The 13,943-nt window shown below is 73.6% G+C and carries 11 protein-coding genes; 6 read left to right on the forward strand and 5 right to left on the reverse strand.

The genetic code is table 11. The features are described from left to right. Positions 1-229: 229 nt before the first annotated feature. Positions 230-2,047 carry an AMP-binding protein gene (locus ACZ4MO_RS18700; RefSeq protein WP_175010212.1) on the reverse strand — a complete coding sequence of 606 codons (1,818 nt, stop codon included), beginning with the start codon at positions 2,045-2,047 and terminating at the stop codon, positions 230-232. Between the two features lie 107 nt (positions 2,048-2,154). On the opposite strand from ACZ4MO_RS18700, the gene ACZ4MO_RS18705 reads away from it, so the two are divergent. Then, entirely contained in the window at positions 2,155-2,505 is a 351-nt protein-coding gene (locus tag ACZ4MO_RS18705; RefSeq protein ID WP_021482739.1) for a chorismate mutase, read from the forward strand. 185 nt (positions 2,506-2,690) lie between these two features. Then, entirely contained in the window at positions 2,691-3,890 is a 1,200-nt protein-coding gene (locus ACZ4MO_RS18710) for a baeRF2 domain-containing protein (RefSeq protein ID WP_175010211.1), read from the forward strand. A 76-nt stretch (positions 3,891-3,966) separates the two neighbouring features. On the opposite strand, the gene valS is transcribed toward ACZ4MO_RS18710, so the two are convergent. Further along, on the reverse strand, positions 3,967-6,774 hold the full coding sequence (valS, locus tag ACZ4MO_RS18715; protein ID WP_175010210.1) for a valine--tRNA ligase: 2,808 nt from the start codon (positions 6,772-6,774) through the stop codon (positions 3,967-3,969). Positions 6,775-6,981: 207 nt separating this feature from the next. On the opposite strand from valS, the gene ACZ4MO_RS18720 reads away from it, so the two are divergent. The 4 genes from ACZ4MO_RS18720 to ACZ4MO_RS18735 all read left to right on the forward strand — a co-directional run bounded on the left by ACZ4MO_RS18720 (position 6,982) and on the right by ACZ4MO_RS18735 (position 11,385). Beyond that, on the forward strand, positions 6,982-8,910 hold the full coding sequence (locus ACZ4MO_RS18720; RefSeq protein WP_175010209.1) for a DUF4914 family protein: 1,929 nt from the start codon (positions 6,982-6,984) through the stop codon (positions 8,908-8,910). Positions 8,911-9,009: 99 nt separating this feature from the next. Beyond that, a complete protein-coding gene (locus ACZ4MO_RS18725) occupies positions 9,010-10,008 on the forward strand; it encodes a TIGR03557 family F420-dependent LLM class oxidoreductase (RefSeq protein ID WP_175010208.1) in 999 nt (332 codons plus the stop codon). After that, a complete protein-coding gene (cofE, locus tag ACZ4MO_RS18730; protein ID WP_175010207.1) occupies positions 10,005-10,928 on the forward strand; it encodes a coenzyme F420-0:L-glutamate ligase in 924 nt (307 codons plus the stop codon). Before ACZ4MO_RS18725 ends, cofE begins: the two co-directional genes overlap by 4 nt. A gap of 67 nt (positions 10,929-10,995) precedes the next feature. Next, positions 10,996-11,385 (forward strand): hypothetical protein, encoded by a 390-nt coding sequence (locus ACZ4MO_RS18735; protein ID WP_175010206.1) that lies wholly within the window; start codon positions 10,996-10,998, stop codon positions 11,383-11,385. 30 nt (positions 11,386-11,415) lie between these two features. Here the strand turns inward: ACZ4MO_RS18735 and ACZ4MO_RS18740 are convergent, their stop codons facing one another. The 3 genes from ACZ4MO_RS18740 to ACZ4MO_RS18750 form a co-directional block, all read right to left on the reverse strand. Continuing rightward, entirely contained in the window at positions 11,416-11,781 is a 366-nt protein-coding gene (locus ACZ4MO_RS18740) for a VOC family protein (protein ID WP_175010205.1), read from the reverse strand. Between the two features lie 155 nt (positions 11,782-11,936). Further along, positions 11,937-13,160 (reverse strand): AI-2E family transporter, encoded by a 1,224-nt coding sequence (locus tag ACZ4MO_RS18745; RefSeq protein WP_175010204.1) that lies wholly within the window; start codon positions 13,158-13,160, stop codon positions 11,937-11,939. Positions 13,161-13,221: 61 nt separating this feature from the next. Continuing rightward, on the reverse strand, positions 13,222-13,815 hold the full coding sequence (locus ACZ4MO_RS18750; protein ID WP_175010203.1) for an HhH-GPD-type base excision DNA repair protein: 594 nt from the start codon (positions 13,813-13,815) through the stop codon (positions 13,222-13,224). Between the last annotated feature and the right edge of the window lie 128 nt (positions 13,816-13,943).

Here is a 13,943-nt window from a genome sequence, read left to right on the forward strand (position 1 = left end):
GCGCGAGGTCGTGCTGGACAACGTCAATCCCACGATCGTGCCGCGCACCACGACCGCCCGCGCACGCACCCCGCGCGAGAAGTCCGCCTGACCCCACCGACGATCCACCAGGCGATCTGGCTCGGCCGAGCAGGTGGTCCTGGTCCGTCCGGTCACCCGGACGCACCAGGACCACCTGCTCGGCCCGTGCCGGGGGCCGGGGCCCGGGGCACGGGCCGGCGGTGGCGCGTCAGGCGTCGGCGCCGACCTTCGAGCCGTAGAGCGTGTCGATCGTGTCGGCGAAGTCGTCGATGACCAGGCGGCGCTTCACCTTGAGCGACGGCGTGAGGTAGCCGTTCTGCTCGGTGAAGTCCGTCGTGAGCACGGTGATCTTGCGGATCGACTCGGCCCGGGAGACGGCCTCGTTGGCGTGCGCGACGGCGCGGTCGAGCGCCGCGAGCACGTCGGCGTCGTGCGCGGCGGTCTCGACGTCCATGGGCCGCAGGCCGTGCGTGGCCAGCCAGCCGGGCAGCATCTCGGCGTCGAGCGTGACGAGGGCGCCGATGAAGGGGCGCTGGTCGCCCACGACGACGACCTGGCTCACGAGCGGGTGCGCGCGCAGCCGGTCCTCGAGCACGGCCGGCGCGACGTTCTTGCCGCCCGCGGTCACGATGATCTCCTTCTTGCGGCCGGTGATGCGCAGGTAGCCGTCGTCGTCGAACGCGCCGAGGTCGCCGGTGCGGAACCAGCCGTCCTGGAGCGCCTCGGCGGTGAGGTCGGGCTGGTTGCGGTAGCCGCGGAAGATGTGGTCGCCCTTGACGAGGAGCTCGCCGTCCGCGTCGATGCGCAGCGACGTGCCGGGGAACGCGGGTCCGACCGTCCCGATCTTCGTCAGGCCGGGCAGGTTCACGGCCGTGGGCGCCGTGGTCTCGGTGAGGCCGTAGCCCTCGAGGATGCGCAGGCCGACGCCGCGGTAGAAGTGGCCGAGCCGCTCGCCGAGCGGCGCTCCGCCGGAGATCGAGTACGTGAGCCGCCCGCCCATCGCGGCACGCAGCGTCGAGTAGACGAGCCGGTCCGCGACGGCGTGCTGGACGCGCAGCCCGAGCCCGGGGCCGCCCGGTGCGTCGAGCGACCGGGACCAGGTGATGGCGACCTTGGCCGCCCAGTGGAAGATCTTGCGCTTGGCGCCGGTCCCGGTCTTCTGCTCGGCGGTGTTGTAGACCTTCTCGAACACGCGCGGCACGGCGAGCAGGAACGTCGGGTGGAACGAGCCGAGGTCCGCGACGAGGTTCTTCGTGTCCCAGGAGTGCGCGAGGACCGCGTTCGACGCGACGACGACGACCTGGATGAACCGGGCGAACACGTGCGCGAGCGGCAGGAACAGCAGGGTGCGTGCGCCGTCGGCGTCGAGGATCTCGGCGAGGCCGGCCCGGCCGTTGAGCGCGAGGTGCACGAAGTTGCGGTGGGTGAGCTCGACGCCCTTGGGGCGCCCGGTCGACCCGGACGTGTAGATGACCGTCGCGAGGTCGTCGACGCGCTGCGCGGCCCGACGGCGCTCCACCTCCGCGGCCGGGACGTCGGCGCCGGCGGCGCGCAGGGCGTCGACGGCACCGTCCTCGACGACGAGGACGTCCTCCAGACCGGGCAGGCGGTCGCGCACGGTCGCGACCTCGGCGGCGTGCGCGGCCGTCTCGACGACGGCGAGCCGGACGCCGGCGTCCGACAGGATCCAGTGCACCTGCTCGGCGGACGACGTCTCGTAGACGGGCACGGGGACGGCGCCCACGGACCAGGCGGCGAAGTCGAGGAGGGTCCACTCGTAGCGGGTGCGCGACATGATGGCGACGTGGTCACCCGGCTCGATGCCGCGCGCGAGGAGGCCGCGGGCGACCGCGACGACGTCGTCCTCGAACTCCTGCGCGGTGACACGCTCCCACGGGCCGTCGGCGGTGGTGCGGCGCTCGACGAGCGTCGCCCGGGGGGAGCGCGCGACGCGGTCGGTGAGGAGGGTGCTGATGGTCGCCGTGGGGGAGACCTCGACGAGGCTCGGCGACGTGTGTTCCGTCATGAAACTCTCCGCTGAGTGGGACGGTAGGGAGGGACGGCGAGCCACTTTACTCCGTACTCCGAGTATCGAGTTCCTCGACGCCCGACGGCCACCCCTAGGATCGGTGGGTGACGAACGACCCCGGGCAGCCCGCCGTCCCCGACGAGATCCTCCGCCTGCGCGACAGCATCGACAACATCGACGCGGCGCTCATGCACCTGCTCGCGGAGCGGTTCAAGTTCACGCGCCGCGTGGGCGAGCTCAAGGCGCAGGGCGGCCTGCCGCCCGCGGACCCGGACCGGGACCGGCAGCAGATCGCCCGGCTCACGGGCATCGCGAGCTCCGCCGGTCTCGACCCGGAGTTCGCCGAGCAGTTCCGCGCGTTCATCGTCCACGAGGTCATCCGCCACCACGAGCGCATCGCCGCCGAGCACGCGGCCTCGGGCGAGGGGACCCCGGTCCTCGACACGTACTCCTGACGGCCCGGGAGCGGGCCGGGCGGGGGTCCGGAGGACGGCGCGAGGCGCCTCGCGGGCCCGACGCGCGGTGGCGACCCCCGTCGATCTGACGGACCCTGGTGGGGACCCAGGGCGGGCCCCCGGCGTCGGCACCGCCGCGTCGGGCGGCCCTCCCGCCACGCCGACGGACGTCATGAGGTGTTCGCATGAAGATCGATTGGCTCAAGCCCCTCCTCGGCCATCCTGGCCCCTTCGCGACGGTGTACATCGACGCGACGCGCGCCAACGAGGCCGGGGACCGCGAGGTCGAGAACCGCTGGAAGGGAGTGCGGCGACAGCTGCACCAGGAGGGCGCGCCGGACGCGGTCCTCGACGACCTCGAGGAGGTGGTGCTGCGGCCGACGCGGGTGGGCGGCACCCACGGGCGCGTGCTGATCGCCGACGACACGGGCGTGCTCGTCGACCGGGTCGTCAAGGACCCGCCGGCGCTCACGAAGGGCTCCTGGGGCCCCGTGCCCGCGCTGCTCCAGGCGGCGCGCGCGGCGGACGAGTCGGTCGACTACGTGCGCGTCGTCGTCGACCGGCAGGGCGCCGACCTCACGTGGTCCGTCGCGGGCGGCCACCTGCCCTACAGCGAGCCGGACACGGTCGAGGGCGGTCACGACGTCATCAACAAGGTCCGCACCGGCGGGCTCTCGCACAAGCGCATCGAGTCGCGCGCGGAGGACTCGTGGGAGCGCAACGCCGAGGCGGTCGCCGCGGAGCTGGAGCGCCAGGCGGCCGAGTACCGGCCCGAGCTCGTGCTGCTCACCGGTGACGTGCGTGCCGTGCCGCTCGTGCGCGGCGCGCTCGGCCACGCGATCTCCGAGCTCGTGGTCGAGGTCCCGGGCGGCGGCCGGGGCGCGGGCATCAACGAGGCGTCGTTCGAGGCGAACGTGGCCGACGCGCTCGACAGCTACCGGGAACGCCGCCGCGAGAAGGTCCTCGCGGAGTTCCGCCAGGAGCAGGGTCGTGAGTCCGGCGCGGTGACGTCCGTGGAGGACGTCGTCGCGGTGCTCGCCCGGGGCCAGGTCAAGGAGCTCGTGCTGGCGGACGAGTACGGGCAGGACGGTGCGCTCGACGACCGCTCGCTGTGGATCGGGCCCAGCCCGCTGCACATCGCGGCGACCCGCGAGGACATCGAGTCCCTCGGCGTGACCGACGGCCTGGAGAAGCTGCCCGCCACGGTCGCGCTCGTGCGGGCCGCCGTCGGGCAGGACGCCGGGCTGACGTTCGCGCCGGAGGGCAGCGTCGAGCTCATCGAGGGCGTGGGCGCCACGCTGCGCTGGGCGGACGAGGGGACGCCGCGCGAGGTCGCGGCGACGATGTCCGGTGACGACTCGCGGCTGCGCGGCGAGATCATCTAGGACCTCCGGCACCGACGACGACGCCCTCCCCGGCCGCGGCCGGGGAGGGCGTCGTCGTCGGTGCTGTCGTGCGGGGTCAGCCCTTCTTGCGGGCCTCGGGCTCGCCGAGCTCGGAGGAGACGACGACGATCCCGCCCTGGACGGCCGGGTCGCCCTGGCCCTCGGCCGCCGCGACGAGGTCGAGCGTGCCGGTGACGCGCCCGCCGTTGCGGACGTCGACGACCGACGCCTCGACGCCGGCGAGCGACGCCGCCGGCACCGCGACCTGCGCCGCGAGGATCGGGGTGCGCATCGACACCTTCGCCTCCGACTTGATCTTGCGCAGCGCCGCGAGCGCGTGGCCCGCGGCGGTGAGGACGGCCGGGTCGGCGTCGCCGGCGGCCGCGCGCGCGACGTCGGGCGTGGGCCACGGCGCGCGGTGGACGGAGCCCTCCGACGCGCGCCACCACGACCACACCTCTTCCGTCGCGAACGGCACGAACGGCGCGAACAGGCGCAGGAGCGTGTCGAGCGCGATCGCGAGCGCGACGCGCGCGGACCGGGTCTCGGGGGAGACGTCGGAGGCCGCGGCCCCGGCGCCGTACGCGCGGTCCTTGACGAGCTCGAGGTAGTCGTCGCAGAACGTCCAGAAGAACGTCTCGGTGACCTCGAGGGCGCGCGTGTGGTCGTACGCCTCGAACGCCTCGGTCGCCTTCTCGACGACGGTCGCGAGGCCCGCGAGCATCGCGCGGTCGAGCGTCTCGGTGACGAGCGCCGGGTCGAGGACGATCTCGCCCGTCCCGGTCTCGGCGTCGACCCCGAACGACAGCGCGAACTTCGACGCGTTGAGGATCTTGATCGCGAGGCGACGGCCGATCTTCATCTGCCCGACCTCGAACGCCGCGTCCGTGCCGAGGCGGGCCGACGCCGCCCAGTACCGGACGGCGTCCGACCCGTGCTCCTCGAGCAGGCCCATGGGCGTGACGACGTTGCCCTTGGACTTCGACATCTTCTTGCGGTCGGGGTCGAGGATCCAGCCCGAGATCGCCGCGTTCTTCCACGGCAGCGAGCCGAACTCGAGGTGCGAGCGCACGACCGTGGAGAAGAGCCACGTGCGGATGATGTCCTGGCCCTGCGGGCGCAGGTCCATGGGGAAGACGCGCTCGAACAGGTCGGGGTCGACCTCCCAGCCGCCCGCGATCTGCGGCGTGAGCGACGACGTCGCCCACGTGTCCATGATGTCGTTCTCGCCGACGAACCCGCCCGGCACGCCGCGCTGGTCCTCGGTGTACCCGGCCGGGACGTCGGACGACGGGTCGACGGGCAGCGTGTCCTCGGACGGCACGATCGGGTGGTCGTGGTCGATCTCGCCCGACTCGAGCACGGGGTACCACAGCGGGATCGCGACGCCGAAGAAGCGCTGGCGCGAGATGAGCCAGTCGCCGTTGAGGCCACCGACCCAGTTCTCGTAGCGCACGCGCATGAAGTCGGGGTGGAACGCGAGCTCCTTGCCGCGGTTCAGCAGCTCCTGGCGCAGGTCGCGCGTCGTGCCGTCGGCCGTCGTCCAGTCGCGGCCGCCGTTGCGGATGTACCACTGGCGCGACGTGACGATCTCGAGCGGCTTGTCGCCCTTCTCGAAGAAGTTCGCCTTGCGCTGGGTCGGCACGGGCTCGCCGTCGAGGTCGCCCGCGTCGCGCAGCGCGTCGACGACGACCTGGCGCGCGGAGAACGTCGTCTTGCCCGCGAGCTCGGCGAACACGCCCTGCCCGGCGTGGGACGTGATCCAGTCCGGGGTGTCGCGCGTGATCCGGCCGTCGCGCGTGATGATCGAGCGCGTGGGGAGCTGCAGCTCGCGCCACCACTGCACGTCGGTGAGGTCGCCGAACGTGCAGCACATCGCGATGCCCGCGCCCTTGTCGCGCTCGGCGGCGGGGTGGGCGAGGACGGGCAGCTCGACGTCGAAGAGCGGCGAGCGCACCGAGGTGCCGAAGAGGTGCTGGTAGCGCTCGTCGTCCGGGTGCGCGACGAGCGCGACGCACGCGGCGAGCAGCTCGGGGCGCGTCGTCTCGATGTAGACGGGCGCGCCGTCGTCCGGGGTGCCCGGCGCGACGCGGTGGAACGCGACCTTGTGGAAGTGGCCCGGGTAGTCGCGCGCCTCGAGCTCGGCCTGCGCGACGGCGGTCTGGAACGTCACGTCCCACAGCCCGGGGGCCTCGGCCTGGTACGCCTCGCCGCGCGCGAGGTTGCGCAGGAACGCGCGCTGCGCCGCGGTGCGGGACCGCGCGTCGATCGTCTGGTAGTGCTGCGCCCAGTCGACCGAGAGCCCGAGCCGGCGCCACAGCGCCTCGAACTGCTTCTCGTCCTCGGCCGTGAGCCGCTCGCACAGCTCGATGAAGTTGCGGCGGCTCACCGGCACCTGGTCGGCGGCCTTGACGGACTTGCCCTCGCCGCCCTCGTGCGGGGGCTCGAAGCCCTCGACGTAGGGGAGCGTGGGGTCGCAGCGGACGCCGTAGTAGTTCTGGACGCGCCGCTCGGTGGGCAGGCCGTTGTCGTCCCAGCCCATCGGGTAGAACACCTCGAGGCCGCGCATGCGCTGGAACCGCGCGACGACGTCGGTGTGCGTGTAGGAGAACACGTGGCCCACGTGCAGCGAGCCCGAGACGGTCGGCGGCGGGGTGTCGATGGAGAAGACCTGCTCGCGGGTCTTCGAGCGGTCGAACGCGTACGTCCCCTGCTCGGCCCAGCGCGCGTCGTACGTGTCCTCGAGCCCGTCGAGGCTCACCCGGTCGGGTACTCCCGCGACCACCGCGCGGACGACGTCACCGGCTACGTGCCCGGCGGAGGAGGTCGTTGCTGCAGCGGGTTCGGCCGCGCCCGTCGGCGCGTTCGTCGGGAAGTCGCTCATGGTCGTCCATTCTCCCAGATCCCGGGGCCGTGCCGGACGCCGTCTCGGGGTCCGGCAGGCGTCGCCGCGGGCCGTCCGCACCGTGCGGACCGAGACGGGTCGAAGGTCCCTGGGGCGAATGGTCATCGAGTCGTAATCTGCACGCAAAGCGACAGGTGCTCGTGGGCGCACCTCGACCCGATCCCCGCGCCGACCCCTGGAGCACCCATGACCGTCACGACCACCGACCGCACGCGCGCCGCCGGGGCGCTCCCGCCCGGCGTCGTCCTGCCGCCCGCCCTCGCCGCCGCCCTCGCGGCGTGCCCGCGCCTCGTCGTCCCGGCCTCGCGCGAGGAGCTGTACCGCCTCGCGCTCGGCCCCGACGGCGGCCCACGGTTCGACGTCGAGTACGACGCCGGCGGCGAGCGCGTCGTCGAGGCGGAGGTCGTGCGGTGCCGCAACGGGATCGCCGTGAACTACCCCGAGGACTACATGCGCCGCCGGGACCCGGACTGCATGCGGATCGCCGACGACCTGCCGACCGACAAGCCGCGCTACCGCGACGTCTTCGGCGCGGAGTTCGGCCCGGTCAAGGACGAGACCCTCGCGTGGCTCGCCGAGCAGGAGCTCGTCGTCGTGCCGTTCCGCGCCGGCGGGCGCACCCACGGGTACCCGTCGCTCGCCGTCTGCCCCGTCAACGCGGCGTTCTTCGCCCTCGCCCTCGTCGACCTCCAGGGCTGGACCACGTTCGACGAGCTCGGCCCGTTCGCCCCGCGCTCGATCCTCTACGTCGCGCCGCCGCTGCGCCACACCCGGTTCGACGGGCGCCAGGTGGTCGTGCACGACCGCTCCGAGACGCTCCACGAGGTGTTCGCCTACAACCTCTACCCGGGGCCGAGCGCCAAGAAGGGCGTGTTCTCGGTCCTGCTCGACGTCGGCGAGCGGGAGGGCTGGGTCACGGCGCACGCGTCGTCGGTCCGCGTCACCACGCCCTACGAGAACGAGACCGTGATCATGCACGAGGGCGCCTCGGGCGGCGGGAAGTCGGAGATGTGCCAGGACCTGCGGCGTCAGGAGGACGGCCGGATCCTGCTCGGCACGAACGTCGTCACGCGCGAGCCGTACGTCATCACGCTGGGGGAGACGAGCGCGCTCGCCCCGGTCACCGACGACATGACCCTGTGCCACGCCGCGCTCCAGACCGGCGACGGCCGCCTCGTGGTGACCGACGCCGAGGAGGGCTGGTTCGTGCGCGTCGACAACCTCACCGGGTACGGGCAGGACGCGCACCTCGAGCGCGCGTGCATCCACCCCGACGTGCCGCTCGTGTTCTTCAACATCGACGGCGTCCCCGACGCGACCGTGCTGCCCTGGGAGCACTCGCTCGACGCCGACGGCCGACGCTGCCCGAACCCGCGCGTCGTCGTGCCGCGGCACCTGCTCACCGACGTCGCCGGGCCGGCCGAGGTCGACGTGCGCACGTTCGGCGCCCGCATGCCCGCCTGCACGCGCGACCACCCGACCTACGGGATCATGGGCATGACCCACGTCGTGCCCGCGTCGCTCGCCTGGATCTGGCGGCTCGTCGCGCCGCGCGGCGACAAGAACCCGTCGATCGGCGAGTCGCGCACGGCGACGGAGGCGCTCGCCCACGGGGGCATGGTCGCGGAGGGCGTCGGGTCGTACTGGCCGTTCGCGACGGGGACGAAGGTCGCGGCGGCGAACCTCCTGCTGCGCCAGCTCGTGGAGACGGACCGGACGCGCTACGTCCTCACGCCCAACCAGCACATCGGTGCCTACCGGGTGGACTTCGCGGCCGAGTGGCTCACGCGCGAGTACCTCGCGCGCCGCGGCGGGGGACGGCTGCGGCCGGACGAGCTCACGCCCGCCCGCTGCCCGCTGTTCGGCTACACGCTCACGGAGATGAAGATCGACGGCCAGCTCGTGCGGCCCACCTTCCTGCGGCCCGAGCTGCAGTCGCAGGTGGGGGTCGAGGCCTACGACGCCGGGGCGCGGATCATCACGGAGTTCTTCGCGAGCGAGCTCCGGCAGTTCCTCACCGACGACCTCGACCCGCTGGGACGGCAGATCATCGAGGTCTGCCTGCGCGGCGGCTCCGTCGAGGAGTACGCGGCGCTGACGCCGCTGTTCGTCTGACGCGCCCGGTCCGGTCCTCGCGGCGAGGGCCGGACCGGTGCCGGACGGGCTCCGGGACCCGCTCGCCCAGGACCGTCCGCGGAGGGTTAAGGTCGGCCCATGGGTCTGACGATCGGCTACGCCGCCATGCTCGAGCAGTTCCACCCGACCGAGGCCGTCGCGCTCTCGGCCTACGCGGAGGAGCACGGCTTCTCCGGGACCATGGCGGCCGACCACTTCCAGCCGTGGGTCTCGGCGCAGGGCGAGTCGTCGTTCGTGTGGAACGTGCTCACGGCGCTCGGCGAGCGGACGCGGGGCGACCTGGGCCCGGGCGTCACCGCGCCGACGTTCCGCTGGCACCCCGCGATGGTCGCCCAGGCGTCGGCGACGCTCGCCGCGATGTATCCCGGGCGGCACTGGCTCGGGCTCGGCTCCGGCGAGGCGCTCAACGAGCACGTCGTCGCGGGCTACTGGCCCGAGGCGCCCGAGCGCATCAACCGCATGTTCGAGGCGATCGACGTCATCAAGAAGCTGTTCCAGTCCGGGCTCGACAACAAGGACGTCAAGCACTCCGGGCAGTTCTACAAGATGGAGTCCACGCGGCTGTGGACCATGCCCGAGGTCGCGCCCGAGATCCTCGTCGCGACCGCCGGCCCCGTGACCGCGAAGCGCGCCGGCCGCCACGCGGACGGCCTCATCACCGTGGGAGCGCCGCTCGAGAAGATCTCCATGCTGTTCGGCAAGTTCGACGACGGCGTGCGCGAGTCCGGCCGCGACCCCGAGGCGATGCCCAAGGTGCTCCAGCTCCACCTCTCCTGGGCCGCGACCGACGAGGAGGCGCTCGCGAACGCGATGACCGAGTGGCCCAACGGCGGCATGAAGTTCCCCAAGGCGGACATCCGCTCGCCGCACGACTTCGAGCAGATGGCGAAGCTCGTCCGTCCCGAGGACTTCGAGGGCCGCATGGTGATCTCCGCCGACCCGGACGAGCACCGCGCGTACATCCAGAAGTTCGTCGACCTCGGCTTCGACCGCATCTACCTGCACAACGTGGGCCGCAACCAGCGCGAGTGGATCGAGGTCTTCGGCCGCGAGGTGCTCCCGAAGCTCTCGCGATGAGCGAGCACGGCGCCGCACCCGGCGGGCCCGACGGCGGCGCGAGCCCCGACCGGTCCGCGCGCCTCACGGTGTGGGCGCCCGAGGGCCTCGGCGAGGTCCGGCCGGGTGACGACCTCGCCGCGCTCGTGGGCGACCTGCTCGCGGGCGAGGCGCTCGCGGAGGGCGACGTCGTCGTCGTGACGAGCAAGGTCGTCTCGAAGGCCGAGGGTCGCGTCGTCGCCGCGGCCGACCGCGAGCAGGCGATCACGGACGAGACGGTGCGCGTCGTCGCGACGCGCGAGCGTCCCGGCCAGCCGCCGCTGCGCATCGTCGAGAACCGGCTCGGCCTCGTCATGGCCGCGGCGGGCGTCGACGCGTCGAACACCCCGGAGGGCACGGTCCTGCTGCTCCCGCTCGACCCCGACGCCTCCGCGCGGGCGCTGCGCGGCGCGCTCCGCGAGCGGTTCGGCCTCGACCGGCTGGGCGTCGTCGTGACGGACACCTCCGGCCGGGCGTGGCGCGACGGCCTCGTCGACATCGGCGTCGGGGCCGCGGGGGTCGTCGTCGCGGAGGACCTGCGCGGCGGCGTGGACTCCCACGGGCGGCCGCTGTCGGTGACCGTGACCGCCGTCGTCGACGAGGTGGCGGCCGCGAGCGAGCTCGTGCGGGGCAAGGCGGCGGGCCGGCCCGTCGCCGTGGTGCGCGGGCTCGGCCGGTACGTCGGGCGCGAGGACGGCCCCGGAGCCCGCGTTCTCGTGCGCGGCTCGGGCGACGACCTGTTCCGCGAGGGCAGCGCGGAGGCGTACGCCCGCGGGCGCGCCGACGCGCGCCGCGAGCAGGGGGACGACGCCGCGCGGGAGGCCGCGTACGCCGACGGGTACCGCGCCGGGTTCGCCGAGGGGTACCGCGAGGGCTCGGGGAACGAGCCGGTCACGGACTGAGGTCAGCGTGCGCCCGCGGCGGCGAAACCCCTGGCGTCCGCCTCGCCGTCGCCGCTAGCCTGCCCGGATGCTCCCCTCCGACTGGATCGCGCACCGCCGCCCCGACGACCGCGAGCACGTGGGCTGGATCCGGCCGGAGGGCGACGCCTGGGTGGCCGTGTCGCTGCTCGGGCACGAGCTCACCGGGCCGGTCGACTGGCTCGAGGCCGAGGAGGCCCTCGACGCGAGCAGCCTCGCGTGGCTCGCCGACGTCTGGATGCTCGAGCAGGACGACGCGCCGCCGCTGCGGGTCCGGCTCGTCGAGGTCACGCCGGACGGCGTCGTCGTTCAGACGGACGACTTCGGGGCGATCGACGTCCCCGTCGAGCGCCACGACCTCCCGTGGCCGCCCCCGCCGACGCTGCGGCCGCGGCGGCCCGACGACCCGGACGGACGCGTGCTGTCGTCCCGAGCGTGACGGCCGTCCGGGTGCGGGCGCCGGAGGGCGTCAGCCCGCGTCCGTCGTGCCCTCGTAGAGACCGATCTGGTTCCCGTCGGCGTCCTCGAACGCGGCCCACCACGACGAGGGGCTGATCTCCGACTTCTCCAGGACGACGCGCCCGCCGAGCTCACGGACCTTGGCGAGCGTCTCCTCGATGGAGTCGACCTCGACGTAGCTGCGCGGGCTGGTGAACCCCTCGGAGCGCGGGGCGAGGCCGCCGCCGCTGATCTTGTTCGGGGCCTGCCACATGGGGTAGCCCTCGAAACCGGGCACCTCCGCGATCTGCCAGCCGAAGAGCTCGCCGTAGAACTGCGTGGCCCTGCCGTTGTCGCTCACCGGGATGTCGATGTGCGTGATGTCTCCGTGCGCCATGGTTCCTCCCCGTGCCGGTGACGGGCGGGCACCCGCCGAGCACCAGCCTAGGGACCGTGGTGCCGCGCGCACCAGAGCCGCGCACGGGCCGCGCGCAGGGCCGCGGGCACGGGCGCGGGCACGGCCGGGCGCGAGCGGTCGGCGCTCGCCCGGGCTCAGTGCCCGTCCGGCGCGGAGGAGCGCTCGACGACCGAACCCTCAGGCTCCACCTGAGGGTCGTTCGCGGGGTCCGTGCGCTCGGGTGCGGGGGCGTCGCCCGTGTCGTCCGCGTCGCCCGGCGCCGCGCCCGGGGCGAGAGGGAGGTCCGCCCGCGGCTGGTCCGACGCGGGCCGCGGCGCGTCGTCCCCGGAGAGCCAGCGCAGCCAGCCCGAGCCCGGGTCGGGCTCCAGCACGAGGGCCCGGACGAGCAGCGTGAGCGGGATGGCGAGGATGGCTCCGAGCGGCCCGATGACGAACGTCCAGAAGACGACGGAGACGAAGCTCAACGTGAGGCTGAGGTTCACCGCGTCGGCGACGAACTTCGGCTGGACCAGCACCTGGAGCACGACGTTCACCACGCAGTAGACCGCGACGACGGCGAGCGCGAGCTGCCAGCCCCCGACCACGAACGCCATGACGACGGGCGGCACGAGCCCCAGGACGAAGCCGATGTTCGGGATGAAGTTCGTGACGAACGCCAGGATCGCCCACACCGTCGGCGCCGGGACGGACAGGAGCCACAGCGCGACGCCGTCGATCACGGCGACGACCGCACCGAACGACGCGTTGACCACGAAGTAGCGGCGCACCCCGCCGCTGAACCGGGTCGCCCGGTCGACCGTCGCGGCGCGCTCGGGCCCGAAGACGGAGCCCGCCGTGGAGTACCGCGCGGCGTCGGCAGCCATGAAGATCGCGTAGGCGAGCACGAAGAAGAACGCGGTCGCGATGCCGAGGGCCATGCCGGAGACGTTGCCCGCGAGGCTGACGACGCGCCCCGGGTCGAGCCACGACGTGGCCGCCTCGGCGATGTCCGTGTCGATGCCGACCGCTGCGAGCTGGTCCACCACGTCGTCGACCGCGCGCACGAGGGCCGGGAGGTACTCGCGGACGAGGTCCACGAACCGGACGCCCGCGAACGCGAGCATCGCGACGAGCGCCGCGAGGATGAGGTAGGCGACCGTGACGACGGCGGCCGTCGCGGCCCAGCGCGGCCAGCCCCGGCGCTCCAGGGGGAGGCGCACGGGGTGGCAGATGATGACGATGACCGCCGCGAGGAACATCGGGGCGAGGACCTCGCGGGCGGCGTGGACCCCGGCGAGGACCACGACGCCGGCGGCGAGGGCCAGGAGCGTGCGCGTGGCGGGAGGGAGCCCCGGGGCGGGAGGCGTCGTCGTGGTCACGCGCCGACGATAGCCGCCGGGGTGCGTCGCGCACCCGGGCGTCCGCGCGCGGCGCGGCGGGTCAGCCCTTCGCGGCCTTGGCCGCGGCCTTCTGGGCCTTCTTGAACGTGCGGACCTCGGCGAGCGACTCGGGGCTCGTGACGTCCGCGATGGACCGGCGGGAACCCTCGTCCCCGTAGTGGCCGGCGGCCTCCCGCCACCCCGCGGGCCGCACGCCCCGCTGCTTGCCGAGGAGCGCGAGGAAGATGCGCGCCTTCTGGTCACCGAACCCGGGCAGCGCCCGCAGGCGCGCGAGCACCTCCGCGCCCGTCGGCTCGCCGTCCGCGCCCGGCGCGGTCCAGATCCGGGTCGCGTCGCCGTCGTACTCGTCGACGACGACGCGCGCGAGCTCCTGCACCCGGCCCGCCATCGAGCGCCCGTAGCGGTGGATCGCGGGCGGCGTCGTGGCGAGCGTGACGAACGCGTCGGTGTCCGTGTCCGCGACGGTGCGTGGGTCGATCGAGCCGAGGCGGTCGCGGATCTTGCGGGGCCCGGCGAACGCGTGCTCCATCGGGTACTGCTGGTCGAGCAGCATCCCCACGAGGAGCGCGAACGCGTCGTCGCTGAGCAGCGCGTCCGCGTCGGGGTCGCCGGTGATCCAGAGCTGGTCGGTCATGTCCCCATCATGGCAGTCAGCTGCTGACGTGCTCTAGGTGTACTGACCAGGAGCGTTATTGACGTAGCGAGAGACCTCCGTGTCGAGTGGGAGCTGTCTAGGAACCCGGCTCGTGCCAACGGAGGTCT

It is taken from the genome of Sphaerisporangium cinnabarinum (assembly GCF_055567015.1).